The 24,663-nt window shown below is 63.3% G+C and carries 21 protein-coding genes; 7 read left to right on the top strand and 14 right to left on the bottom strand.

Going from position 1 to position 24,663, the window contains the following annotated elements; genetic code table 11:
- From mbhE to HV823_RS08145, 6 genes are all read right to left on the bottom strand, one after another.
- On the bottom strand, positions 1 to 690 hold the full coding sequence (mbhE, locus tag HV823_RS08170) for a hydrogen gas-evolving membrane-bound hydrogenase subunit E (protein ID WP_176949227.1): 690 nt from the start codon (positions 688 to 690) through the stop codon (positions 1 to 3).
- Positions 687 to 1,031, bottom strand: a complete 345-nt coding sequence (mnhG, locus tag HV823_RS08165) for a monovalent cation/H(+) antiporter subunit G (RefSeq protein WP_176949226.1) — start codon at positions 1,029 to 1,031, stop codon at positions 687 to 689. The genes mbhE and mnhG overlap by 4 nt, the downstream gene beginning before the upstream one ends.
- 2 nt (positions 1,032 to 1,033) lie before the next feature.
- A complete protein-coding gene (locus tag HV823_RS08160) occupies positions 1,034 to 1,279 on the bottom strand; it encodes a hydrogenase subunit MbhD domain-containing protein (RefSeq protein ID WP_246300972.1) in 246 nt (81 codons plus the stop codon).
- 2 nt (positions 1,280 to 1,281) lie between these two features.
- Positions 1,282 to 1,542 carry an MrpF/PhaF family protein gene (locus tag HV823_RS08155; RefSeq protein ID WP_176949225.1) on the bottom strand — a complete coding sequence of 87 codons (261 nt, stop codon included), beginning with the start codon at positions 1,540 to 1,542 and terminating at the stop codon, positions 1,282 to 1,284.
- A complete protein-coding gene (locus tag HV823_RS08150; RefSeq protein ID WP_176949224.1) occupies positions 1,535 to 2,068 on the bottom strand; it encodes a Na+/H+ antiporter subunit E in 534 nt (177 codons plus the stop codon). The genes HV823_RS08155 and HV823_RS08150 overlap by 8 nt, the downstream gene beginning before the upstream one ends.
- 145 nt (positions 2,069 to 2,213) lie before the next feature.
- A complete protein-coding gene (locus tag HV823_RS08145) occupies positions 2,214 to 3,356 on the bottom strand; it encodes an alpha/beta hydrolase (protein WP_246300971.1) in 1,143 nt (380 codons plus the stop codon).
- 335 nt (positions 3,357 to 3,691) lie between these two features.
- Between HV823_RS08145 and HV823_RS08140 the strand changes: the two genes are divergently transcribed.
- The 6 genes from HV823_RS08140 to HV823_RS08115 all read left to right on the top strand — a co-directional run bounded on the left by HV823_RS08140 (position 3,692) and on the right by HV823_RS08115 (position 12,982).
- Positions 3,692 to 5,122, top strand: coding sequence for a basic amino acid/polyamine antiporter (locus HV823_RS08140; RefSeq protein ID WP_176949223.1), 1,431 nt, complete (start codon positions 3,692 to 3,694; stop codon positions 5,120 to 5,122).
- Between the two features lie 242 nt (positions 5,123 to 5,364).
- Positions 5,365 to 6,798: a basic amino acid/polyamine antiporter gene (locus HV823_RS08135; RefSeq protein ID WP_176949222.1), complete on the top strand. Its 1,434-nt coding sequence runs from the start codon at positions 5,365 to 5,367 to the stop codon at positions 6,796 to 6,798.
- Positions 6,799 to 6,822: 24 nt separating this feature from the next.
- Positions 6,823 to 8,061 (top strand): arginine deiminase, encoded by a 1,239-nt coding sequence (locus tag HV823_RS08130; RefSeq protein WP_176949221.1) that lies wholly within the window; start codon positions 6,823 to 6,825, stop codon positions 8,059 to 8,061.
- A 66-nt stretch (positions 8,062 to 8,127) separates the two neighbouring features.
- The gene (locus HV823_RS08125) at positions 8,128 to 9,231 is read left to right on the top strand and encodes an efflux RND transporter periplasmic adaptor subunit (protein ID WP_176949220.1); all 1,104 of its coding nucleotides are present in this window, start codon (positions 8,128 to 8,130) and stop codon (positions 9,229 to 9,231) included.
- Positions 9,228 to 12,323: an efflux RND transporter permease subunit gene (locus tag HV823_RS08120; protein ID WP_176949219.1), complete on the top strand. Its 3,096-nt coding sequence runs from the start codon at positions 9,228 to 9,230 to the stop codon at positions 12,321 to 12,323. The genes HV823_RS08125 and HV823_RS08120 overlap by 4 nt, the downstream gene beginning before the upstream one ends.
- An 8-nt stretch (positions 12,324 to 12,331) precedes the next feature.
- Complete coding sequence (locus HV823_RS08115; protein WP_246300970.1) at positions 12,332 to 12,982, top strand: hypothetical protein; 651 nt, start codon at positions 12,332 to 12,334, stop codon at positions 12,980 to 12,982.
- 133 nt (positions 12,983 to 13,115) lie between these two features.
- On the opposite strand, the gene HV823_RS08110 is transcribed toward HV823_RS08115, so the two are convergent.
- From HV823_RS08110 to HV823_RS08100, 3 genes are all read right to left on the bottom strand, one after another.
- The gene (locus HV823_RS08110; RefSeq protein WP_176949218.1) at positions 13,116 to 14,276 is read right to left on the bottom strand and encodes a helix-turn-helix domain-containing protein; all 1,161 of its coding nucleotides are present in this window, start codon (positions 14,274 to 14,276) and stop codon (positions 13,116 to 13,118) included.
- 554 nt (positions 14,277 to 14,830) lie between these two features.
- Complete coding sequence (locus tag HV823_RS08105; protein WP_176949217.1) at positions 14,831 to 15,601, bottom strand: 4'-phosphopantetheinyl transferase superfamily protein; 771 nt, start codon at positions 15,599 to 15,601, stop codon at positions 14,831 to 14,833.
- A 141-nt stretch (positions 15,602 to 15,742) separates the two neighbouring features.
- On the bottom strand, positions 15,743 to 17,518 hold the full coding sequence (locus HV823_RS08100) for a hypothetical protein (protein ID WP_176949216.1): 1,776 nt from the start codon (positions 17,516 to 17,518) through the stop codon (positions 15,743 to 15,745).
- A 133-nt stretch (positions 17,519 to 17,651) separates the two neighbouring features.
- Between HV823_RS08100 and HV823_RS08095 the strand changes: the two genes are divergently transcribed.
- Entirely contained in the window at positions 17,652 to 17,957 is a 306-nt protein-coding gene (locus HV823_RS08095) for a hypothetical protein (RefSeq protein WP_425487644.1), read from the top strand.
- Between the two features lie 16 nt (positions 17,958 to 17,973).
- On the opposite strand, the gene HV823_RS08090 is transcribed toward HV823_RS08095, so the two are convergent.
- The 5 genes from HV823_RS08090 to HV823_RS08070 form a co-directional block, all read right to left on the bottom strand.
- Positions 17,974 to 18,615, bottom strand: a complete 642-nt coding sequence (locus tag HV823_RS08090) for a TetR/AcrR family transcriptional regulator (protein WP_176949215.1) — start codon at positions 18,613 to 18,615, stop codon at positions 17,974 to 17,976.
- Between the two features lie 55 nt (positions 18,616 to 18,670).
- Positions 18,671 to 20,617 (bottom strand): MacB family efflux pump subunit, encoded by a 1,947-nt coding sequence (locus tag HV823_RS08085; protein WP_176949214.1) that lies wholly within the window; start codon positions 20,615 to 20,617, stop codon positions 18,671 to 18,673.
- Between the two features lie 3 nt (positions 20,618 to 20,620).
- Complete coding sequence (locus tag HV823_RS08080) at positions 20,621 to 21,832, bottom strand: efflux RND transporter periplasmic adaptor subunit (protein WP_176949213.1); 1,212 nt, start codon at positions 21,830 to 21,832, stop codon at positions 20,621 to 20,623.
- Between the two features lie 139 nt (positions 21,833 to 21,971).
- Positions 21,972 to 23,126, bottom strand: a complete 1,155-nt coding sequence (locus HV823_RS08075; RefSeq protein ID WP_176949212.1) for a fumarylacetoacetate hydrolase family protein — start codon at positions 23,124 to 23,126, stop codon at positions 21,972 to 21,974.
- A 2-nt stretch (positions 23,127 to 23,128) separates the two neighbouring features.
- Positions 23,129 to 24,661 (bottom strand): sugar ABC transporter ATP-binding protein, encoded by a 1,533-nt coding sequence (locus HV823_RS08070; protein WP_210270733.1) that lies wholly within the window; start codon positions 24,659 to 24,661, stop codon positions 23,129 to 23,131.
- Positions 24,662 to 24,663: the final 2 nt, after the last annotated feature.

Below are 24,663 nucleotides of genomic sequence, written 5' to 3'. Positions count from 1 at the left end.
TCAGCTTCGGAAACGATCGATGATGACACTGAGCTCCGCTCCGACCTTGATGCCGAGGAGTGCGGAGATCAGCGGAATGGCGCCGGCGCTGACAAAGGCGCCGAACACGCCGGGCGGCAGGAACCGGCTGTCCAGGAAGCCACCTGCGAGGATCAGGCCAAGAATGCCGGTCGCGACGTACAACACGCCGGCAAGGGATTCGGCGATGCTGAGAAACCCGTGGTCAAGCACGGCCGACGGTCGCGCCAGCACCATTAGGCCTACGGCGGACGCGACGACCGCACCGCCCTGAAAGCCGCCGCCGGCGGACAGGTGCCCGTTGACGATGACATAGGTGCCGAACAGGAAGATGACGGGAAGCACGACCTCGGCGCCATTGCTGACAAGTTCGCTCGGCGGCCGCGATGCAGGCCGGGAAGCGGCGGAAGTGCCTCGGCTTTCGCCACCCAACAGAAGGCCGACCGTCGCCGCCACCATGAACAGCACGGCGACTTCGCCCAGCGTATCGAAGCCTCGATAGGTGATCAGGATGCCGGTGACGACGTTTGCGGCGCCAAGATCGGCCGGGACCTCGGCCAGATAGCGCATGGCGAGTTCCGATGGAGCGCCGCGCTCGGCATAGCCCGTCGCCACGCCCCACAGAACGACACCGAAGAGAAGGACCGCAACGGCACCGAAGAACCGCTTCATCGGCGTATCCTTTCCTGCTTCGCCTCGCTGTCCCGTTCGGCCAGCGCGTCGACGACCGTACCCGTCGCCATCGGCGTGCGAATGGAATGCGCGGCGCGCGAAATCGCGTGCGAGGACATGGGGTTCGTCAGGATGACGAAATAGGCGATGACCAGCAGCTTGAGCGCCCAGTCGGGATGATAGAAGCCCAGGCCCACAAGAACGAGGATGTTGCCGAGCGTGGACGCCTTGGTACCCGCCTGTATGCGGGTAAACGCATCGGGCATGCGCAGAAGCCCAAGGCCTGCCGAGAACAGAAAAAACGCGCCGACGAGGATGACGATGCTGCCGATCAGTTCCATCGTCACTCCTTTCCGGCGTTCGTCTTGCGAATGGCGTAGAGGAAAACCAGCGTCGACAGCCCGGCGCCGATAGCAGCCTCCGCCATCGCGACATCGGGTGCGGCAAGCAGGACATAGGATACCGCGGCAAAGAGGCTCGCCAGTCCGGCGCTGATCATCGCCGCCATCAGGCCGCGCAGGGAGACCGCGAGGATGCCGCTGACGAGGATGCTGGCGCAGATGACCAGGATGAAGAGCTCGGCCAGCATCGCTAGCGCCCCTTTTCCAGGAAGCGCGCCAGCGCGAGCACCGCCAGGAAGCTGAGGAGTCCGTAGACAAGGGCCACGTCGAGATAGACGAAGCGCCCCGACAGGTGGGCATAGAGCGCCACCAGCGACAGCGAGATCACAGTCAGCGTGTCGATTGCGACCACCCGATCAACCATCGTCGGACCGAGAACAAGCCTCAGCACGGACAAGACTATGCTCAGCAGGATCAGCAAGCCGGCAAACAGGAGGATCGTGTCAGCCAAAAACCCTCCCCAGATGCTTTTCGAACGGCCCGGCAATCATCTCGCTTGCCTCATCGATATCCGTCGTCCTGACATCCAGCCAGTGGACGTAAAGAGCATCGTCCTCGACATCCATCACGAGCGAGCCCGGCGTCAGCGCGATGGAATTGGCAAGCGCCAGCCGGCCGATCGGCGAGCGCAACCGCATGCGGATCTTGACGATGCCCGGGCGAATGTCGATGCGCGGCGAATAAACGTAGCGCAGCATATTGACGTTGGCCTTCACCAGCTCCACGAAAAAGACGCCGGTGTAGGCGAGAAAGTGATAGAGCGTGCGCGGCGTCAGCCGGACATAGTGCCAGACCGTGCTGCGTGTCGTGAAGATCCAGGCCAGCGCGGTTGCGGCAACGACGCCGGTCGCAAGGATCGGCAGGGCGAGCGAACTGTTGAAGATCAGCCACAGGCAGAACAGGAGCAGCCACAGGCCGGCGAAACCCGTAGGCAGGACAAGCCCCGTTCGCTGTCGTTTTTCTTCGGCCGATGGCACGGGCAGGCGCTCCGGAAATGTGCCCCAGAACGGACACGGCAGGCTCACTTCCGGGTCATGATGCACGAGCGCCGGCAATTGTACATGGCACTGCGTCCCATTCGACAGGCCGGCGAACGGTCGCCACTTTCGCGCTTCCGGGGCGCTATTGGGTGGGCGCGGCAGTCGCCATTCGGCCGATCAGGCGTGCGGGCAGGAACAGCGTCAAGGAGGTGGCCCCCTCAACGGCGGCGGCGCTTGCGGCAAGGGCCGACGGTTCCGTAGAGGCCTTCTCGTCGTCCAGCGTCGCCCGCATCAGGCGGCTGTTGTCGATCAGTTTCATCAGCGTCTGTGAACTGGCAAAGACGCTGTGCGTACCGCCATCGAGTTCCGAGACGTCGAGCACGGTGATGCCGCGCGATTGCAGCAGCGCGATGTCGGCGCCGCTGCCGACCCGCGGATGGCCGCCGGCGATCCTCCGCGAGAAACCCAGCGCGCGGTCGCGTCGCGAAACGATGATGGTGAAGGGCTGCGGCAGCTTGCCGATATCGTCCGCCTGGCTTTGGAAGGCGTCGATGTCGATATCGGGTGCGGCGAGAACCACCCCGCCGAGCCGGCGCAGGTAACGCTGCCCGCCGCTGAGCGCGAGGTCCCGCAGCGCCTCCATCACCACGTAAGCCCCCATCGAATGGCCGACGAGAACGACGTTCGTCGCATTGGTCTGTGCGGCGAGTTCGATCGTCTCTGCCAGCCCGCGGCGGCCGACGATGACGCTGTCGCGATCGAAGACATAGAGCGGGATCGCACCGCCGGACGGCCAGGCGTAGTGAAGGGAAACCGAATTGATGCCGTAGTCATGGGTGATCTGGGCGTTGCGGAACAGGCTTTCGGCAATGTTGTTGTTGTAGCCGTGGACGAAAATGAAGATCTCCCGATCCGCCGGCGCGCGCTTGGCCAGGGCCGCGTTCAGCGCGGCGACGAAGCGCCTGCGGTCCTCGATCGGGCGGTAGTCGACGGCGGCAAACTGGCGGGCGGGATCAGGAACGCGGGAACTCGTCTCCACCCGGCCGGGCGTGTGGTTTCCGGGTATGCCGACGTCGAATTCGGCAAAGTTGAGCGCCTGAGACCGTTCGGCCGAATAGGGCAGTGCCGGATTGTCGGAGCGCGCACGGTTGGTGGCAAGGAAGATCGGCACGACGGCGGCGGTTTTCTCACTGGAGACCCCGGCCTGAAGCCCGGTCACCGCACGCCCCCCGCAGCCGGAAAGAACCGCAAGCATCGTCAGCAGGAGTACCAATCGATTGGTCAATGTCGCCCCGTTCGGGTCTTGCCCGGCCCATGAAACGCATGAATGCCGGAAGGACAGCGGGGTCGAACGTCCGGAGCATGCGATGCTTCAATGTGTTCCCGCATCATCTCAATCACTTGACGAATGCGGCTGCAATAGATCACCGGATTCGCCCGACGGCAACAGGCCGCCGGTTCCTGATCGCATGGGGACATCGGCGGCAGTGCCCGGCGGCAAACGGGACGCTCTGCCAAGTCTTGGGATTCGCAGCCGATTACAGAGCGCCGTCGATTGTGCAGGATCACCGGAACCCTGAGGGAATCAGGGACTGATATTGCAAGGGACGGATGAGAGACATGGCGCCGGTCACGCCGCAGAAATTCACGCTCTGGACGCTGACCGCAATGGTGGTCGGCTCGATGGTCGGTGCCGGCATCTTCTCGCTACCGCAGGCCTTCGGTCGCGCCACAGGTCCCTTCGGCGCGCTGATCGCCTGGACCATAGCCGGCGTCGGCATGCTGATGCTGGCGCTCATCTTCCAGACGCTGTCGCGCCGCAAGCCCGATCTCGATGCCGGCATCTATGCCTACGCCAAGGCAGGCTTCGGCAACTATCCGGGTTTTCTGTCAGCACTCGGCTACTGGTCTGCAGCCCTCCTCGGCAACGTGTCCTACTTCGTCCTCATCAAGTCCACGCTCGGCCTCTTCTTTCCCATCTTCGGCGACGGAAACACGATCGCGGCAGTCGCCGTGTCGTCGGTGCTGCTTTGGTGCATGCACGCGCTGATCCTGCGCGGCATCAAGCAGGCGACCGCGCTGAACAACATCGTCACTTTCGCCAAGATCATTCCCATCCTGCTCTTCATCGTCATCGTCGCCCTGAACTTCGATGCCTCGCTGTTCGCCGCGAGTTTCTGGGGCGGTGAGGATGCCGGCCTGTCGGACATTGCCAGCCAGGTTCGCGCGACGATGCTCGTCACCGTCTTCGTATTCGTCGGCATCGAGGGCGCGAGCGTCTATTCGCGCTATGCCCGCAGGCGAGAGGATGTGGGCATAGCGACCCTGATGGGCTTTGCCGGCGTGCTGTGCCTGCTGATCCTGGTCACGCTGCTCTCCTATGGCGTACTGCCGCGGGCCGAGCTCGCCGGCCTGCGCAACCCGTCGATGGCGGGTGTGCTGCAAGCAGTCGTGGGCCCGTGGGGTGCCGTCTTTGTCAGCGTTGGCCTGCTGATCTCGGTTGCCGGGGCCTATCTCTCCTGGGTGCTGCTCGCAGCCGAGATCCTCTATTCGGCCTCGAAATACGAGACCATGCCGCGTTTTCTCTCCCACGAGAACGCACAGGGCGTTCCCTCGAACGCGCTGTGGCTGACCAACATCGTCGTCCAGATCTTCCTGATCGTCACGTTGTTCACGCAGTATGCCTTTCGCCTGGCCCTCGAGCTCACCAGCTCGATGATTCTCATCCCGTATTTTCTCGTCGCGGCCTACGGTCTGAAGCTCGCCTGGAGCGGGGAAACCTACGGCGGCGAACCCGCATCCCGCCGCGGCGATCTCCTTCGCGCCGGCATTGCCACGCTCTACACCGCCGGACTGATCTATGCCGCAGGCTCCGAGCACCTGCTGCTGACCACTGTGATCTATGCGCCCGGCACCATCCTTTATCTGATCGCGCGCCGGGAACAGGCAAAACGGGCCTTCACGCCGCTGGAGCTCGGGCTCTTCATCCTCGCGGTCCTCGGCGCCTGCCTCGCCATCTACCTGATCGCGACAGGTGCAATCACGGCGTGACCCGCCGCTGCGCGAAAGCCGGCCGCACAAAATTAAGGGGCAAGGGGAAGTAACGCCGATCACGGCAGGCAAGCGGTTGCGCTTTTTTCGCGGATGGCGAGGGGGTGGAATTGTGAACGCAAAGCATAGTTTTGGGATTCTGTGCTGATCACAGCCCTTGTTGTTCCGCATTATAGTTTGGGCCGATGCGACGGCATCCAACGAAAATCATCAGTAGTTTTAAGGCACTTATCGGGGGCGAGATGGCTACGGAGACGACGCAGAAATTCTCACTGTTCGCACTGACGGGCATGGTGGTCGGCTCCATGGTCGGCGCGGGCATCTTTAACCTGCCTGGCCGTTTTGCCAGCGCCACCGGACCGTTCGGCGCCATCATCGCCTGGCTGATCGCCGGTACCGGCATGTACATGCTGGCACGGGTGTTCCAGGCCCTGGCGGAAAAGAAACCGGACATCGATTCGGGTGTCTTCGCCTACGCCAAGGCAGGGTTCGGCGACTACATGGGCTTCCTCTCGGCCTTCGGCTACTGGCTGGGAAGCTGCCTCGGCAACGTGTTCTACTGGGTTCTGATCGGTTCGACACTGGGGCGCTTCTTTCCCGACGTGTTCGGCGACGGCAGCACGCTGACTGCGATCGTCGTCTCCCTGATCGGCATCTGGTCGTTCCACTTCATGATCCTGCGCGGCGTCGAACAGGCGACCTTCATCAACACGGTCGTCACCATCGCCAAGATTGTGCCGCTGATCGTGGCGATCATCGCCTTCGTCTTCGTCTTCAACTATTCGCAGTTCGCCGAGAACTTCTTCGGCGGCGTCGGCATGTACGAGAAGTCGCTGGTGGCGCAGGTGCGCGACACCATGCTGATCACCGTCTTCGTCTTCCTCGGCATCGAGGGCGCAAGCGTCTACTCGCGCTTTGCAAAAAAGCGTTCCGACGTCGGCTCTGCCACCATTCTGGGCTTCGTCGCCGTGACCGGCCTGATGGTGGCCGTCACACTGCTGCCCTATGCGACTGCGCCGCGACTTGAAATCGCCGGTGTTCAGAACCCGTCGCTGGCCGGTGCGCTGGAACTCGCGGTCGGCCATTGGGGCGCGGTGATGATCTCCATCGGCGTGCTGATATCGGTGCTCGGCGCCTATCTCGCCTGGTCGCTGATCTGCGCCGAAGTGCTGTTCGCCGCGGCGAACTCCAAGGACATGCCCCGGATGTTCGCAGCGCAGAACCGCAACCGCGTGCCGGCCAATGCGCTGTGGCTGACGAATATCGTCGTCTCGCTCTTCGTGATCTCCACATACTGGTCGCGCGACGCCTTCAACTTCATGCTCGACATGACGAGCGTGACGGCGCTGCTGCCCTATCTTCTCGTCGCCGGTTACGGCGTGCTGATCGCGCGGAGCGGCGAGGGCTACGAGACGACGCCGCAGGAGCGCGGGCGAGACCAGATCTTCGCCTGGATCGCGGTGGTCTACACGCTGTTCATGTTCGTCGCCGCCGGTCTGAAGTATGTGCTTCTGGTCGCAGTGCTCTTCGTGCCCGGCACCATTCTCTACTTCTGGGCCCGCCGCGAGCAGAACGCGCAGATCTTCACGCCGGTGGAACTCGGCATCTTCGCCGTCACGGTCGTGGCCGGCGCAATCGGCACCTACGGCCTGCTGACAGGCACCATTACCCACTAACGAGAAACGTACGGGAGTCCCAAGATGGAAACCAATTTCGGCGTGCATTCCGAGGTCGGCCAGTTGCGCAAGGTCATGGTGTGCGCGCCCGGCCGCGCCCACCAGCGTCTCACTCCCTCCAACTGCGATGACCTGCTGTTCGACGATGTCCTCTGGGTCGACAATGCCAAGCGGGATCATTTCGACTTCATGACCAAGATGCGCGACCGCGGCATCGAGGTGGTGGAGATGCACAACCTGCTGGCGGAAACCGTTGCCATCCCCGAAGCAAAGAAGTGGATCCTCGATAACCAGGTCGTGCCGAACCAGATCGGCCTCGGCTTGCTGGACGAGGTCCGCTCCTATCTCGAAGGCCTGTCCAACCGGGAACTCGCCGAAACACTGATCGGCGGCCTTTCGACCTTTGAGTTCCCGGAAACCGTCGGCGGCGACCAGCTGACGCTGATCCGCGATGCGGCCGGCGTCAACGAATACCTCCTGCCGCCCCTGCCGAACACGCTCTACACCCGCGATACGACCTGCTGGATCTATGGCGGCGTGACGCTGAATTCTCTCTATTGGCCGGCGCGGCACGAAGAGACGATCCTCACCTCCTCGATCTACAAGTTCCACCCCGATTTCGCCGGCAAGGTGAACGTCTGGTGGGGCGATCCGACCAAGGACTGGGGCCTTGCCACGATCGAGGGTGGCGACGTGATGCCGATCGGCAAGGGCAACGTGCTGATCGGCATGAGCGAGCGCACGTCGCGCCAGGCGATCAGCCAGGTGGCCGCCGCCCTCTTCGAAAAGGGCGCAGCGGAGCGCGTCATCGTCGCAGCCATGCCGAAGCTGCGCGCAGCCATGCACCTGGACACCGTCTTCACCTTCGCCGACCGCGACTGCGTGCTGCTCTATCCCGATATCGTCAACGGCATCGACGCCTTCTCGTACCGTCCGGACGGCAAGGGTGGCGTCGAGCTGCACAAGGACAAGGGCACCTTCGTCGAAACCGTGCGCGATGCGCTTGGCCTCAAGAAGATGCGCGTCGTGGAAACCGGCGGCAACGACTATATGCGCGAACGCACCCAGTGGGACAGCGGCGCCAACCTCGTCTGCGCGTCGCCTGGCGTCGTCTATGCCTACGATCGCAACACCTACACCAACACGCTGCTGCGCAAGGAAGGCATCGAGGTCATCACGATCACGGGTGCCGAACTGGGCCGCGGACGCGGCGGCGGTCACTGCATGACCTGCCCGATCATCCGCGATGCAGTCGATTACTGACGACTTAAAAGAAAAACGGTGCGCGGCGAAGGTCGCGCGCCGCCACGTCCGCCATAAGAGGTTCTCATGACGCTCAAGCTTTTCCTCACACGACAGGTGGCCGTGCGCGGCCTGTGTCTGGCCGCCGCATTGTTTCTCGTAACCGGTTGCCAGAACGAGGAGGAAAAGACGGAGCTGCCCCCGCGGCCGGTGAAGACTGTCACCGTATCCTTCAATCCGGACGATACCTTCGGCTCGCTCGTCGGCGAGGTGCAGCCGCGCTTCGAGACCAATTTCAGCTTCCGCCAGGGCGGCGAGGTGCGCGAACGCGCCGTCGAGGTCGGCGAACTCGTCAAGAACGGCGACGTTCTGGCGAGACTTGACTCCGAGGACCAGCAGGACGCCGTGCGCAAGGCGGAGGCCAATGTGTTCTCAGCCAAGGCAAGCCTCGAGAACGCGACCCTGAACCGCGACCGCACGCAGTCGCTCTATCCGCGCACCGCGACACGGCAGGCGCTTGACGCCGCGATCGCCCAGGCCAACATGGCGCAGGCAAGCGCGGATGCCGCCGAGGCGGCCCTGCGCGTGGCCCACAATAACCTCGACAACCGTACGGTGAAGGCGAATGCAGACGGGGTGGTGACGGCGGTCGGCGCCGAAATCGGCCAGATCGTCGGCGGCGGCCAGATGGTCGTCCGGGTCGCGCGGATGGAAGACAAGGACGCCGTGTTCCAGGTTCCGGAGAGCGCGATCCAGGCGGCCAGCCGCGACATGCGGATCGAAGTCCGCCTGCTCAGCAATCCACAGAGCACGACGGGCGGCAGGGTTCGCGAGATTTCGCCGGTCGCCGATCCGATTACGCGCAACTTCACCGTCCGCGTCGCACTCGACAATCCGCCGGAAGACTTCCGCTTCGGCAGCGCGGTGCGCGGCAGTATCCGGCTTTCCGGCGATCCGGTCGCCCGCCTGCCGATGACCGCTCTCTTCAATCAGGGAAGCGGGCCTGCAGTGTGGCTCGTTGACCCCGCCAGCAGCACGACGAAGCTCGTCCCCGTCACCGTGCTGCGCTTCGAGACGCAGGATTTCCTCGTGACGCAGGGGATCGCCACCGGCGATCACGTCGTCGTCGCCGGTGCGCAGCAACTGCGTCCCGACATGCCGGTCCGCCTGCTCGAAGGAAGCCTGCAATGAATGGCAGCTTCAACCTCTCCGAATGGGCGATCAAGCGCCAGGGCCTGATCGTCTTCCTGATGATTCTCGGCGCGATTGCCGGCGCCCTGTCCTTCTGGAACCTCGGCCGCAGCGAGGATCCGGACTTCACCGTCAAGACGATGCTGGTCTCGGCCGCCTGGCCGGGCGCGACCATCGAGCAGCAGTCGGACCAGGTGACGGATCGCCTGGAGCGCACGCTGCAACAGGTGCCGTTCTTCGATTCGCTGCGCAGCCTGACGACCGCCGGCCAGTCGGTGATCTACGTGGTGCTCGACGACTCCACGCCGCCGGACGACGTCGGCGAAGTCTGGTACCAGGTACGCAAGAAGGTGGCCGACATTCGCCACACCTTGCCGCCCGGCGTCGTCGGCCCGTTCTTCAACGACGAATTCGGCGACACCTTCGGCATCATCTACAGCCTCACCTCCGAGGATTTCAGCGACCGGGAACTGCGCGACTGGGCCTACGAGGCACGCAACCGCCTGCTCGGCGTCGAGAACATCGGCAAGGTGGAAATGCTGGGGACGCAGGACGAAACGATATTCATCGAATTCTCCACCCAGCGGCTTGCCAGCCTCGGCCTTAGCGCCGCAACGATCATCAGCACGATCCAGGCGCAGAACGCCGTCCTGCCCGCAGGCCTCGTGACGACCGAATCCGACCGCACTGTGCTGGAGGTTTCCGGCGACCTGAAGGACGAAAACGACATCCGCAACCTGAACATACCGACATCCTCGGGCTTCGTCCGGCTCGGCGACATCGCGAGCGTCGTTCGTGGGACGGTCGACCCGCCCCAGCCGCTGTTGCGCGTCAAGGGCAAGCCCGCCATCGGCATTGCCGTGTCCATGGCGGCCGGCGGCGACATCCTGGCGCTTGGCCGCAACATCGACGTGGTCATGGACCGCTTCCAGCACGACCTGCCCATCGGCATCGAGTTGACGAAGGTTGCAGACCAACCCGAGGTGGTCACCAACGCCATCCAGGGCTTCACCATCTCGCTGATGCAGGCGATCCTGATCGTCCTCGGCTGCAGCCTGGTGGCGCTGGGGGTGCGCGCCGGCCTGGCCGTCGCCGTTTCCATTCCGCTCGTCATGGCCATGACCTTCCTGATGATGGAACTGACGGGAATTGCGCTGCAGCGTGTCTCGCTCGGCGCACTCATCATCGCCCTCACGCTGATGATCGACGACGCCATGGTCGCCGTCGAAATCATGCTGGCGAAGCTGGAAGAGGGCATGGAACGCGTCAAGGCGGCGTCGTTCGCCTACACCTCGACCGCCTTTCCCATGCTCGCCGGCACGCTCGTCACCATCGCCGGCTTCATCCCGGTCGGCTTCGCCCAGAGCGTGTCGGGCGAATATGCCCGCTCCCTCTTCCTCGTCATCGCCTATGCGCTGATCATCTCCTGGCTGATCGCCGTGCTGCTGATCCCAATCGTGGGGCTTGCGGTGTTGAAATCCGGCACGTCGGGCGCGACGAAGCCGGAAAGCCGGCTGATCTCCACCTTCCGCGGGATCCTGCGCACCTGCGTCCGCATGCGGCTCGTCGTGGTCGCGGGAACCGTCGGCCTCTTTGTCGTCTCCGTTCTGGCCTCCGGCCTGATGAACCGGCAGTTCTTCCCGCCTTCCGACCGGCCGGAACTGATGCTGCAGCTCGTCCTGCCGCAGAACTCCTCGATCCATGCGACGGAAGCCGCTGCGAAGGAAGTCGAGCAGATCCTTGCCGCAGACACCGACGTGGTCGACTGGAGCTTCTATGTCGGTTCCGACGCCATCCGCTTCTATCTGCCGATGGACATCCAGCCGCCGGCGCCGTTCCGGGCACAGGCCGTGGTGATCGCCAGCAGCGTTGCCGCCCGCGACGGGCTGCAGGCGCGGTTGCAGGAGGTTCTGGACGAGAAGTTTCCGAACGTCATCGCAAGACTTTCTCCGCTTGAGATGGGACCGCCCGTCGGCTGGCCGGTGCAGTACCGCATCAGCGGCAACGACGTCGCAGGCGTTCGCGACCTCTCCTGGAAGGTCGCCGACGTTCTCGGCAACATCCGCGGCGTGATCAGCCCCAACCTCGACTGGAACGAGCCGATCCGCAAGATCGTCATAGAAGTCGATCAGGACCGCGCCCGCCTGGTGGGGCTCAATTCCTCGGTGATTGCGCGGACGCTGTTCGCCACGACGTCGGGCCTGCCCGTCACCCAGGTGAGGGATTCCATCTACCTCGTCAACGTGGTTGCCCGCTCAGCTCCCGAGGAGCGCGCCAATATCGAGACCCTGCGCTCGCTGCAGATCCCGATCGGTCCCAACCGTACGGTCCCGCTCTCCAGCATCGCCACGATCGAGTACCGTACCACCCAGCCGCTGATCTGGCGCCGGGATCGGATCCCCACGATCACCGTCCAGGCCGACATGACCGAGGGCGTACTGGCGGCATCTGTGGTCGAACAGGCCGAGCCCGCCATCGAGCAGCTACGCCGCGACAACCCGAACTACACGATCGAGATCGGCGGCTCCGTCGAGGGGGCCGAGACCGGTATGGCGTCCGTCACGTCGATGCTGCCGGTCATGGCCATCATCATGATCATCATTCTGATGTTCCAGTTGCAGAGCTTCCAGCGCCTGCTGCTCGTCCTCAGCGTGGTGCCTCTGGGTTTGATCGGCGTCGTTGCGATCATGCTTCTCACCAATACGCCTGTCGGCTTCATCGCCGTGCTCGGCATGATCGCCCTGATCGGCATGATCATCCGAAATTCGGTCGTGCTGATCGACCAGATCGACAAGCGGATCGAGCAGCACGGGCGATCCTGGCAAAGCGTGATCGATGCAACGGCAGACCGCGTCCGACCGATCTTCCTCACCGCCGGTTCGACCATTCTCGGCATGCTGCCGATCATCCGCGATCCGTTCTGGAAGCCGCTGGCCTTCACGGTCATAGGCGGCCTGATCGTGGCGGCGGTGCTGACGCTGATCTTCCTGCCGGCGCTCTACGTGCTCTGGTTCCGTGTACCGCCGCAGGCGAAGGATGAGCCTGAGCCAACCGGCACCCAGCAGCCGGACCTGGTACCGGCCGGCCCGTGAGCGCCCGGATGGATGCTGCAACGCAGCCGGCGACCAACGTCGTGACATCGGGCGACCCAGCGCCCGATACGCTGCGCCGCGACGAGGAAACGATGAGCAATGGCGATGCGGTCAATCGGATCGAAATCAAGCTGCGCGACCTGTCGCAGTTGTTCGAGACGCTGGACCCGCTGCCCTTCCGTGCGCGCGATCTCGCCACGCATGCCGAGGAATACATTACCGACAGCGCCCGAGAGATGCCGCGCGACAGGCCGTTCGAGCTCGTGGTCTATCTTCCGGAAGGGACAGGCGAGCAGGAAGCGTCGCGCGATCTGCGCGCCTCGATCGCCACCTTCTTTCGCCAGCGCGCGGCCGTCACGAACAGGGAGTTGCGCGAGTTGTTCAGCACCGGTCGCAGAACCCTCCTTATCGGCTGCCTGATCCTCGGCGCCTGCCTGATCCTGGCACAGGCCTTCGCCGCCTTCATGCCGGAGAACGGCATCGTCGTTTTCGTCGAAGAAGGTCTCGTGATCGTTGGCTGGGTAGCGCTGTGGCGTCCGTTGGAAATCTTCCTGTACGAGTGGTGGCCGATCGCAAAGGAACGCAAGCTTTTCGAGCGCCTCGCGGTGGCGGACATCCGTTTGAGGTTCTATGATCCCGAGGGCCACACCGGCGCCTGACGAGGCAAAGGGATGTCAGCCAGACATGCGGCCCGGCAAGCGGGGTACGCGAAAAAATTGTCAGCGACGCCCGGCGACATCCTGGTAATGAACTCCGCACCTGCACCACCGGACGGGCTTGCCGCCAGACAGTTCAGTCGGCCTTCCTGTCGTTCTGCAAGCGCCAAAGAAGTGCGCCCAGCCACTCTTCGGGGGGAAGGCTGGAGATGCTTTCCGACGCATAGCTCGGCCGGCCGATGCGCTCTCCCCGGCGAACGTCACTCGGGCTGTAGCCAAACTCACGCTTGAAAGCCCGGCTGAACTCGGCACCGTCGAAACCGCGCTGTTCGGCAATCTCCAGGATGCGCCTTTGCTCGTTTGGATCGGCGAGCGCGGAGTGAGCGTCGAGCAGCCGGCGGTGCTGGATGTAGCGGTTGACGCCGCCGGCGGGTTCGAAAAGCCGGTAGAGACGCGTGCGCGAAATTGCCAGTTCCCGTATCAGCATCTCCGGCCCGAGCTTCGGATTGTAGAGGTTCTTCTGAATGAATTGCCGCGCCTTTTCCAGGCGGAGTGTAACGAGAGTGCCCTGCGCTTCATCCAGCCGGTCGGCGTCGGGCGCCACGCAAGCCAGGATCATTTCCCGCGCCGCCGACATCAGCCTCGGCAGCTCGTCCACGCGCATGCACGTTACCTGATGGGCGAGGCCGATCATGAACGTCGTGAACATGCGGCCCATCGCGGTATCAAGCGTCGTGAACTCGGCCGCATCGAGAACCCCGGCCATGTCGCGGCAGAAATCGCGCGGCACCCACAGCATCAGCATTTCGCTGTCCGACATCGTGCCTTGGAACTTCCGGCCGAGCGTGTGGATCTGAACCACGCCAGGCCGCCCGGCGAAATTTCCGTTGGAAGTCGTCGTAGAAGAGTGGCCGCTAAGCAGCAGCGTCATTACCCAATGATCGAGCGGGTGGCTCTGCGCCTGCGCAGGCCTGCAGGAATAGCGAAACGCCCCGGTCCTGATCCGGGAAAAGGCGAGCCCACCGAGATCCCAAAGATCCTGGCTTCCGTTGAAAGTTCCGCGCGTCTCGCGAGAAAGATCGATCATCGGCGCAAAACTGCGGCGCCAGGCGTCGAAGCGGTCAGCGACGGGGAGAGCATCCGTCGAGAATGCATAGGTCGAAACGAGCGAGGCGGTCTCGGTCGGCTGTGTCGTTACGCTACGTCCGCGCGTCACCTGCTCGGCGACATGAGCGACGGCGGGATTGAAATTCAGGTCGGCTTCTCGTCCGGTGAGCATTCCAACGTTTGTATTCATAACGAAACTCCCATTGGCAAATTCCGGTGGCGCGGCATTTCCTGAAGGGTCCGGAACACCGAAGCCGACAGGTCCGCCGGCCTGAACGCCTCAGGCGTTCGGCCCGGTTTCTGCAGGACATGCGCTTGCCTCCACGTGTGAGCGCGGTGGCAGGGATCTGCACGACCGCCGCCGCGAGATAAACTTGCGGTGACTGGCCGATCTTAGCCTATTTCGGGAAGTAGAAGGAGGTGGGAGAAACTGGGACAAATGACCCACGCATGAGACGGTGAAACATAGTGACGCTCCATGTATGGAAAATCTCCCGAGGTGGAAGATTCATGCAATGCACTGTAATTTCAACGGAGCGAGCCAAGACAAACCCGCCCCTCACGGAGAAAACGCCAAAAAGCGTCCGCCCAATATGTATTTACCATCTGAGGACGGGCAACCCCGCCCCGCAATTAGCAGAGATATGGCACAATACTTTCGACATGAAAATACTACAAAATATTACAAATGCTTGACGATCGTCATCTTCAGGCTCTTCGGCGCCAGATAAACATGCGCTCGCGTCAAAAGGCGCCGCGCAACCAGTTTTCCTGTGCCATTGCGAGGCGCTGCAATTCCCCCTTGAGCTCATTTGACGTTCGGCACACGACGATCGACGCGCTCGCGGCATCCCTGGCCTCCGCAAGCAAGTGCTCGTCGTCCAGCAGATGCCACGTGCCGACGACGCGCCTGTCGGCAATATCGACCGAAAAGCCGCCGGCTTGAACAGCGACGGAAATGCTTTCGGGCGCGATGGAAAAGCCGGCCCCGCAAGCTTTCAGAGCCGCCTCCTTCGCGGTCCAGACCCTCAGATATCGCGCCGTTCCTGCCGATGGCAGGTCCCGTATTTCCCTCGGCGACAGGAAGGAAGCCGCTATTTCGCGCCAGAAAGCCTCGGGTCGATCTGCCTCGACATCGACACCGACGGCTCCGGACCTCGACAGACCGACCGCGACCCATTGACCGCTATGCGTCAGGTTGAAGTCGAACCCCTTCGGCGAAACTGCCGCGGGCTTACCATTCGGACCGGACACGAAGGCAAGTGCGGAGGCGGACAGACCGGTCACGGCTGCAATCGCATGGCGAACCAGAACATGGCCTGCCCGGTACCGCTTCCGATCCTCCAGCCGAACAAATCTGTCCGCTTGCCGGCGTTCGGCCGTATCCAGGACATCATGCGGGAGTTCCGCAAGCACGGCATCAACGCGCGCGGCCAGCACGAAAACGGGCTCCAAAACTGCTTGCAGGGTGCTCTGAGAAGGGGCAGGCATATCGTCGTCGACCGGCTCCGTCACTTGTATTTCCAATGCATAATAAGTCGCATACGAGCCGGGCGACAAGCACGGGTCGAACCGTTGGAGGCGTCATCTATCTGTCGCGGCACCGCGTATCCTTATCTCCACCGCTATCGACCCCACCGATGTCGGCGCAGCCGATCAATCAAGCACGTCTGTGGGTGAAGGCAAGGCCATGCCCGCCTTCTTCAATCCATCGATGAAATGCGCCTGATCTTCGGGGCGATGGATCCGGGTGCGGACTTCCCGCCCGGGATCCTTGACGAATTCCGGCGCGTTGGCTTCCAGCCAGCGCATCTGCTTCGCAGCTTCTTCCGTCTGACCACGCTGGCCGAGGATGGCGATCATGATGATGCGGTAGATCGGATTGCTGGCAAGGTCCGACATGCGCGCCCATCTTTCCGCCGTCACGTAATCGCCCTTGATATAGGCGCACACCGCGAGAGCCGCCTCGAAATAGCCGAGCGGCCCGGGATTTGCGCCGAGCGCATCGGAAACCATCGCGCATCCCCGCTCCCATTCGCCTGCAAGGGCCAGCCGAAAGCCGTATTCCGCTGCAAACTCCGTATCGTTCGGATTGATCGCAACGCCCCGCGCTCCTATGGCGAGCGCCGTATCGACATGGCCCTGGAAGAAATAGGCGAGCATCTCCGCTTCCAGGGCGCGAAGATTTTCCGGATCGAGTTCGACGGCACGCTTCGCCGTCTCCGCCGCCTTGTCAATCGATGCGACCGCCGGCGAACGCAGGTGATAGCGGAAGCGGTATTCATCGAGATAGGTGAGCGAAAGCAGCGCCCAGGCAGTGGCATAGTCCGGATATTTTTCCGCCGCGCGCAACAGACAATTCTGAACGGCGGCGTGCGATCTGCCGTCGAGATTTACCCGATAACCGTAGTACGACAGCGTGCACGCATAGGCCTCCCAATCGTCCGGCGGCGATCGCAACTTGGCGGCATCCGTCTGGAAGATCACGCCGTAAGGCTGCGCCAAGGCTGTCACCACGGCGCGCGCAATATCGGTCTCGATGGCCAATACGTCGGAGACCTGCAGTTCGCGGTCGTAGCTCTTCGACCAGATGACGGAGCTGTCGGTGCGATCGAGCAGCCTCACGCTCAACCGGATCTTCCGGTCGTCGGTACGCACGCTTCCCTCGAGCGCGTAAAAAGGCAGCCCGCCATGCGGTTGGGAGGCATTCTGGCTCCCGGCCTGGTCCATCTGCTTGGTTACGACGGTAATCTCGCGAAAGCGCGCCATCTGACCGATAACTTCATCCGTGAGCCCTCTCGCCAGTGCCGAGGAACTCCTTGTATCCGTCAGGTCCTCGAACGGCTCGATAAGCACCGTCGCAACGTCCGGTTTGCCTAGAGTGGAGTTTTGCGGCATGGCGAGATCCGCCGCCGGTCGCGCCAGCGTCGTGTAGACGACGAGCACGGCGACAACCAATGCGGCGACACCGACGATCGCCCAGGCCAGCTCGCGCGAAGCCAGGACCCCTGCCTTGGTACGGCGTCCCTCGTCGGGCTGCGATCTTGCGACCGCCTCCCCGAAGCGGGTGAACACCGGCACATATCCGCCTTTCGGCATAGTAATGATAATAGGGTCGTTCTGCCCGGCCAGCAGGTAGTATCGCTCCAGCGACCGACGAACGCGGCCGGCCTCGATGCGGACGACGGGATCGTTCTGGGCGTCGAAGGAAGCGTCACGGCCGAACACTTCGACCGCGATGGAAAAGGCCTTGATCCGGTCGGAGCGGCCTTGCAGCGTTTCGTCCACGACGTAGGAAAGAAACCGTCGCGCCCGTTCCGGCGCTTCGAAGGCTGAGCTGCCCTGAATCTTGGCCAGTTGCGCCCTGACTTCGCGATCTGACGGCGGCGTCTCCGCCTCCGCCAGCAGTGCTCCCTGGTGTACGAGGCTCATAGCTTCCCCCAAGGCCACAGAACGCGAGGCCACAGGCGCCCACGCCTGTATATTCCGGTATCTTACGTTATCTCGTGGCGTTATCCAATATCATCACAAGAGATGATTAACCCACTCCTGACGGGAGGGGCACGTGGGCAGGGCAACTGACGATTTCAGCTTGAGCGATGGCATGCCTTCGGCCGTTCGTCGCTTTCCGATGCAGGCCGAACGGATACGCGCGCTGATCTGGCGCGACGACGACTTCCGCTCCCTGTGCGATGATCTGGCAGCCGCCGAACGTGCCCTCGCCACCGTCGACAGACTGCCCGCAGAGTTGCGCGATCGGCGGCGCACCGAATTCATCGACCTGATCGAGGGCCTGTTTGCCGAGATCGAATACGCCCTCAGCGAAGCCAACGTCATCCGATTGAGCCGGATGGATCACCGCCTGCGCTGAACGCGGTTGCTCGACGTCAGGTTGGCGAGACGCCGCGCGCGAAGATCCGGATGCATCGCCGAAGATGATCGCGCCGGGCCTCCCGACTGAGCCAGCCGGGCCGCATCCCGCCAAAGATCATGTCCATCAGCATCCTTGCGCCGCTCTGCGGGTCGTCCAGGACAAGGCGACCGGCCGCAGCCTGCCCCTTCAGCCAGTCCGCGAGACTGTCGCGTGATCGCTCGATGCCTTCCTTCCGCAAAATCTCTGCCAGTTCCGGCACGCGTGCCGAATCCCGCATGACGACATGGATGAACGCCTCCCGCTCGCGGTATCCCTCATCGTCCAGGTCGATCATGAAAATGCGCTCGAGCACGTCCTGCAGGCTCCCCTCCTCCTTCTCCGGCCTCGGCAGCGCGAGCATCATCTGCCGGTGCGAGGCGACGGCGGCGAGGAAGAGTGCGGATTTTGTCGAAAAGAGCCGGTAGAGCGTCTGCTTCGAAATCCGACAGTAGGTCGCGACGATATCCGTCGTCGTCCCGGCGTAGCCGAGGTCAACGAATGTGCGCCGGGCTACGTCGGCGATGAAGGCGCGACGCTCGTCGTCGCTGTGCGTCTTCGGGCGCCCCCGCTTCCGGGCCGTGTCTGTTTCTTGTGGCTTTTCTTCGAGTTCGGCCATTTTTGGTCTCAGGCTACCCCTGTCTGCCGGATGATACATTGTTCCTCCGGGCGGGTCACGACAACGCCGCCACCGGATCGAGGCGGGAAGCGTTCCGGGCCGGAAGATAGCCGAAGACGATACCGATGAAGCAGGAGCAGACGAACGCCATCAGCATGGGTGTCATCGAGAAGACCAGCGTGAAGCTGGTACCGGCGGCATTGAAGGCAAGTCCGAAGGCCAATGCCACCGCTATTCCCACGACACCGCCGATGAGGCAGACGAGCACCGCTTCGATCAGGAATTGCTGCAGGATATCGTGACGTCTGGCCCCGACCGCCATCCGCACGCCGATCTCGCTGACCCGCTCCGAAACGGAGACCAGCATGATATTCATCACCCCGATCCCGCCGACAACAAGCGAGATGACGGCGATGGCACTCACAAGCAGCGTCAGCGCCTGCGTCGTGCTGGTGATCGTCTGGCGAATGTCGTCCGTATTGAGAACGAAGAAATCCCTCGTGCCGTGGCGGCGCGTGAGAAACTCCGTGACCGCCTGTTCGGCCACGGCCGTATCAACGCTGTCATCCACGCGGACGGTAACGCTCCTGAGCGACATGTCGCCGATGAAACGCGCCTGCACGCTGGTATAGGGCAAGAAGATCGAGAGGTTGTCGCTGGAGCCGAACCCGCCCTGCTGCGACGAGATCACGCCAATAACCCGGCAGGGAACACTGCCCACCATGATGACCTGGCCGATCGGATCGAGCCCGCTGTCGCCGAAGAGCGCCTTGGCGGCATTCTCGTCGATCACGGCATCCTGCGAGATCGACGAAACACTGTCCGCGTTGAAAAGCCGGCCTTTGACGAGAGAGGAGCCCTTGACGACGAAGTACTCGCTGCCGACACCGTTGACGAGCGCATTGGCCTCGACCGCGCCGAAACGGACGGTCTCGGCAGTGGAGACGGTCGGCGTGACCGCATCGACATAGGAGAGCTGCGACAGCGCGTCTGCGTCGGACACGACCAGCGTCTTGACCCTTGCGGCACGAACGTCGCCGAAGCCGGTACCGGGAAATATTTCCAGGGTGTTGGTGCCAAGACTGGATATGTTCGCCAGCACCTTCTGCTGGCTGCCGGTGCCGAGCGCGACGACCGAGATGACCGAGGCGATGCCGATGATGATGCCGAGCATCGTCAGGAAACTGCGCATGCGGTGGGCGCGTAGCGCCTTGATCGCCATGAGGAAGGCTTCGCGGAAGCGGTCGACCCGCGCGCCGATCTGCGAGGGGGACTGTGCACGTGGTGTTGCCGGTACCGCGACCTCGGTGGCATCCTTCTGCGAATGGCGGTCTGAGACGATGCGGCCGTCAGAAATCTCGATGATGCGCTCGGCGCGCGCAGCCACGCCGGGATCGTGAGTGACGATGATGATGGTACGCCCCTCGGCGTGCAACTCGTCTAGGATGCGCAGCACCTCGTCGCCACTGACCTTGTCGAGCGCGCCGGTAGGCTCGTCCGCCAGAATGACCTCTGCGTCGTTCATCAGCGCACGGGCAATCGAGACCCGCTGCTGCTGGCCGCCTGAAAGCTGCCCCGGCAGATGCTCCGTGCGCTCTGCCATTCCAAGACGCCCGAGCAGGGCCGCAGCACGTTCGCGCCTTGGCGCGCGGGCACGACCGGCATAGACGGCGGGTATCTCGACATTGCCAAGCGCAGACAGCTCGGCGAGCAGATGGTAGCGCTGAAAGATGAAGCCGAAGTGCTCGCGGCGCAACGCCGACCGCTCGTCATTGTCGAGCGTGGAAGTTTCCTGCCCGGAAATGCAATAGGTTCCAGATGTCGGCCGGTCGAGCAGGCCCAGAATGTTCATCAGTGTGGACTTGCCGGACCCGGAGGAACCGACGATCGCGACCATCTCACCCTTTTCGATGGTCAGGTCGATGTCCTTGAGGACGGCGATCGTGCCCTCGCCCGACGGATACTCACGCCTCAGCTTTTCAACGGTTATCAGCGGCGTCATAGATCAGAGTCCCATCGGCGGCCGGCCACCAGGGCCACCGGATCTGCTGGTCGAAGTGCTTGCGCTCGCCGTGCTGATGACGACGCGTTCGCCCTCCTTAAGCCCGGAGCGGACCTCGGCGGTGATCTTGTTGTTCAGACCGATCTCGACGCTTCGCTCGCCAACCGTGCCATCGGCGGCCACGACCAGGACACGGTAGTGTCCCGAACCTTCTGCCGCTCCCAGCGCCGAGGACGGGATCGTCAATGCGCCCTTCGCCGCGCCGAGCACGACGCTGACCTCCACGGACATGTAGGTCCGGAAGCGACCGTCGTCATTCGGGACGTCGAATACGCCGATATAGTAGATCGCGGACGAGGAGGACGAAGACGAAGTCTGCGACGTCGAGGTGGATGTCTGGACGCTGCTGTCGCTCGTAATCGATTCCGGTGCGGGTTCGATCGAAGCGAGGACCGCGTCGTAGGCCGTCGTCCGGTCGCCGATCAGGCTGAAGCGGACCGGCTGACCTTCCTTGACGCGCGTGATGTCGGCTTCGGAGATTTCAGCCCGCACGGTCATCGTCGTCAGGTCACCGAGGATGACGATCGTCGGCGCCGACTGGGTCGCGTTGACGGTACGGCCTTCCTGGTTGACGATCGCAAGGACGGTCCCGTTCATCGGCGCGGTGATGCGCGTATAGCCGACGTCGGCCTTGGCGGTCTCCACGGCCACCTCGGCCTCGGCGATCTGCGCTTCCAGCGCCTCGATCTGTGCCGCCACCATCTTGACGTCCGCTTCAGCCGACTGGAGATCGGCCTCTGATCCGACGTGCTTGGAGAAAATGGTCTGTTGCCGGCTAAGCGTCAGCCGCGCATTTTCGAGCTCGGCCACCTTTTCGCTGCGCTGCGCCTGCACGTTTGCAAGGGCTGCCTTCGACTTGCGCAGGGCGTTGTCCTGCGTTGTGGAATCGATCTCGGCGATGAGATCGCCTTCGCGCACGGTGTCGCCGAGCTTGACCTTCAGCGCGGTAATGCGGCCCGACACCTGAGATCCGACCGCGACCAGCCGCGACGGCTTCAATGTGCCGCTCGCCAGCACGGTCTCCTCGACGTCGCCCTTTTCGACCGACGCGGTGAGATAGCTGGTCGATTGCGCGGCGGACATACCGTCCTTCAGGAAGAAGGCGGCACCTGCGGCGAGCAGGCATAGTAGAATGATTGGATATCTGAGCTTCATGGATCGACACTATTAACGGAACTATTCGGTACCGTTATTTAATCGACCACCGGAGGTCAACGACCGCCCGCATTAAATCTCCGTAACCTTCAGGCAAGGGAAGGCCGGCGGAAGATCCCGCCGGCCTCCCTGAGGTTCGTCAAAGCAGTTGGCGTGCCGCAAGGTTGCGCATCAGATGCGAGGCGCCGAACGTCCAGGGCGCGCACTCGGTCGAGAGCTTGACCCGGTTCGTCAGCGCGCCGAGCCTGTCATTGGCGATCGTGACGATGTCGCCAATCTTGTGGGTGAAGCCCTGCCCCGGTGCGTCCCGGTCTTCCGTCGGTGCGAACAGGGTTCCCATGAAGAGCATGAAGCCGTCCGGATACTGATGATGGCGGCCGATCGTCTGGCCGACCAGCTCGAGCGGGTCGCGGCTGATTTCCTTCATCGAACTGCGTCCGTCGAGAACGAAGCCGTCCTCGCCCTCGACGCGCAGCGTCAGCTCGGCGTTTCGCACGTCATCGATCGTGTAGGTCGCATCGAACAGGCGAATGAAGGGACCGATGGAGCAGGAGGCGTTGTTGTCCTTCGCCTTGCCCAGCAGAAGCGCCGAACGTCCCTCCACGTCGCGAAGATTGACGTCGTTGCCGAGCGTTGCACCCTGGACGTCGCCACGGGAATTGACCGCGAGCACGATTTCCGGCTCCGGATTGTTCCACTTGGAAATCGGGTGCAGGCCGACATCGGCGGCGTAGCCGACGGACGAAAGCACCTGCGCCTTGGAGAAGACTTCCGCATCCGGCCCGATGCCGACTTCGAGATATTGCGACCAGACGCCTTCTTCGATCAGCGCTTCCTTGACCTTCAGGGCCGCGGGTGAGCCGGCTTTCAGGTCGCGCAGGCTGTCACCGATGATGGCGCTCACCTTCTCGCGGATCTTCTGGGCGATATCGGGATTTCCTGCCGCGCGTTCCTCGATGACGCGTTCGATCATCGAGCGCGCGAACGTCACGCCGCAGGCCTTGACCGCCTGAAGGTCATTCGGCGCAAGAAGATGGACGCAGTTCGTATCGGGCGTGCCGACGCCCCGTGCAAGGAGACCCTCGAGATCGGCAAGCACCGGCCCTTCGGCTTTCGCCGCATAGGCCGCAGCGTCTTCGCGCTCCAGCAGGTCATACATCGTCGGCGCCATTTTCGAGGTGATGTCGATCACGTTTCCGTCCCGCACGACCACCACACAGGGGCCAGCCACGGCGGGGTTCCACACCCTGCCGACAAAGACCCCGGTCGCAAATACTTCCTGGTTCGTGCTCACGTTCAGTGCTCCTTGAATGCCATGGTCAGAATTCGATCTTCGGTCATCTCGGCGCGTTCGAGAACCCCCGCAAGCCTTCCCTTGGAGAGGATCGCGACGCGATCGCACAGCGCCAGGATTTCCGGAACCTCCGAGGAGGCGACGATGACCGTCAATCCCTTGTCCGCCTCCCGAGTCACGATGCCGTAGAGATCGGACTTGGCGCCGACATCGACGCCGTGGGTCGGCTCATCCAGCAGAAGCAGTCGCGGTTCGGCCATCAGGGCGCGCGCGAAGATAACCTTCTGCTGGTTTCCGCCAGAAAGCGTCGAGATCGCCTGCGTATCCGACGCCATGCGGATGCCGAGGCTCTGGCGGTGGCGCTCCACGCGACCGGCATCTCCTGCGCGATCGGAAAATACGCCCCTGGCGAAGCGCCTGAGGCTGCTGATCGCCGCATTGTCGCGCACGGAATGCTGCGGCAGGATGCCCGCCGTCTTGCGTCCCTCGGGAACGAGGGCGATCCCCGCCCTCACCGCTTGGCTCGGATCGAGCAGCGACAGCTCTTTGCCGAACAGCTTGATCGTGCCGGCCTTATGGCGATGGACGCCGTGGATAAGGTCCAGCAGTTCCGTCCGTCCCGCGCCGACAAGCCCGAACAGGCCGAAGATCTCGCCCTTGCGGATGTCGAGGTCGATGCCATCGAGCAGGCGATCGTCGGATACGCCTCGCAGCGACAGCGCAATCTCGCCGCCGTTCACGGATCGGGGCCTGTGCTCGTAGATCGCAGGCTTGCCGGTCATGTCGGCAATCAGCTGCTGCCGCGTCGTCTCGGCGGGCCGGCGCTCGCTGACGATCGCGCCGTTGCGCAAGACGACGACGCGGTCGCAAAGCGACATCGCCTCTTCCAGGCGATGGGTGATGAAGATGATCGCGGCACCCGCCGCGCGTGCCTCGCGAACATAGGAAAAGAAGCCACCGACCTCGTGCGGCGTCAGCGACGACGTCGGCTCGTCGAGGATCAGCAGCCGCGGCTTGCGAGCCGCAGCCTTCGCAATCTCGATCAGTTGCTGCTCGCCGGCACGAAGCGCCCCGGCTTCCTTGCGCGGGTCGATATGGCCGGCACCTACCCGTTCGAGGAGCGCGCGGGAAGCCTTCTGCATCAGGCTGAAATTTACCAGCCCGGCGGCAGTCTTCGCCATCCGGCCGAGATGAAGGTTCTCGGCCACGCTGAGCGCGCCGATGACCGACAGTTCCTGGTGCACGAAGCTGACGCCTGCCGCTATGCCCTCGGCGACCGAGCCGAAACGGACGGGCGCCCCCTCCATCTCGATCGTTCCAGTATCGGCCTGCAGGCCGCCGGACAGGATGTGCATCAGCGTCGACTTGCCGGCGCCGTTCTCTCCCAGAAGCCCGACGACCTCGCCTGCATGAAGATCAAGATCGACGGAATGGAGCACTGCGTTGCCGGAGAAACCCTTGGCGATGCCGCGCGCCCGGATGAGCAGCGGCTGCGCCGAAGCGGCGGCTGCGTCCGGCGCAGCCGCCTCGTTCATGC

Source organism: Mycoplana rhizolycopersici (assembly GCF_013378445.1).
In the GTDB taxonomy this organism is placed as follows: domain Bacteria; phylum Pseudomonadota; class Alphaproteobacteria; order Rhizobiales; family Rhizobiaceae; genus Mycoplana; species Mycoplana rhizolycopersici.
Note: the sequence above shows the minus strand (reverse complement) of the source record. Positions and strands in the feature narration are given on the sequence as shown.

Excerpts from the sequence above, each read along its gene's own strand:
- HV823_RS08100 (WP_176949216.1), bottom strand. The coding sequence starts at position 17,518 with ATGAGCCTCGTACACCAGGGAGCACTGCTGGCGGAGGCGGAGACGCCG.
- mbhE (WP_176949227.1), bottom strand. The coding sequence starts at position 690 with ATGAAGCGGTTCTTCGGTGCCGTTGCGGTCCTTCTCTTCGGTGTCGTT.
- HV823_RS08085 (WP_176949214.1), bottom strand. The coding sequence starts at position 20,617 with ATGACGCCGCTGATAACCGTTGAAAAGCTGAGGCGTGAGTATCCGTCG.
- HV823_RS08090 (WP_176949215.1), bottom strand. The coding sequence starts at position 18,615 with ATGGCCGAACTCGAAGAAAAGCCACAAGAAACAGACACGGCCCGGAAG.
- HV823_RS08125 (WP_176949220.1), top strand. The coding sequence starts at position 8,128 with ATGACGCTCAAGCTTTTCCTCACACGACAGGTGGCCGTGCGCGGCCTG.
- HV823_RS08110 (WP_176949218.1), bottom strand. The coding sequence starts at position 14,276 with ATGAATACAAACGTTGGAATGCTCACCGGACGAGAAGCCGACCTGAAT.
- HV823_RS08140 (WP_176949223.1), top strand. The coding sequence starts at position 3,692 with ATGGCGCCGGTCACGCCGCAGAAATTCACGCTCTGGACGCTGACCGCA.
- HV823_RS08135 (WP_176949222.1), top strand. The coding sequence starts at position 5,365 with ATGGCTACGGAGACGACGCAGAAATTCTCACTGTTCGCACTGACGGGC.
- HV823_RS08130 (WP_176949221.1), top strand. The coding sequence starts at position 6,823 with ATGGAAACCAATTTCGGCGTGCATTCCGAGGTCGGCCAGTTGCGCAAG.
- HV823_RS08120 (WP_176949219.1), top strand. The coding sequence starts at position 9,228 with ATGAATGGCAGCTTCAACCTCTCCGAATGGGCGATCAAGCGCCAGGGC.
- HV823_RS08160 (WP_246300972.1), bottom strand. The coding sequence starts at position 1,279 with ATGCTGGCCGAGCTCTTCATCCTGGTCATCTGCGCCAGCATCCTCGTC.
- HV823_RS08115 (WP_246300970.1), top strand. The coding sequence starts at position 12,332 with ATGGATGCTGCAACGCAGCCGGCGACCAACGTCGTGACATCGGGCGAC.
- HV823_RS08080 (WP_176949213.1), bottom strand. The coding sequence starts at position 21,832 with ATGAAGCTCAGATATCCAATCATTCTACTATGCCTGCTCGCCGCAGGT.
- mnhG (WP_176949226.1), bottom strand. The coding sequence starts at position 1,031 with ATGGAACTGATCGGCAGCATCGTCATCCTCGTCGGCGCGTTTTTTCTG.
- HV823_RS08070 (WP_210270733.1), bottom strand. The coding sequence starts at position 24,661 with ATGAACGAGGCGGCTGCGCCGGACGCAGCCGCCGCTTCGGCGCAGCCG.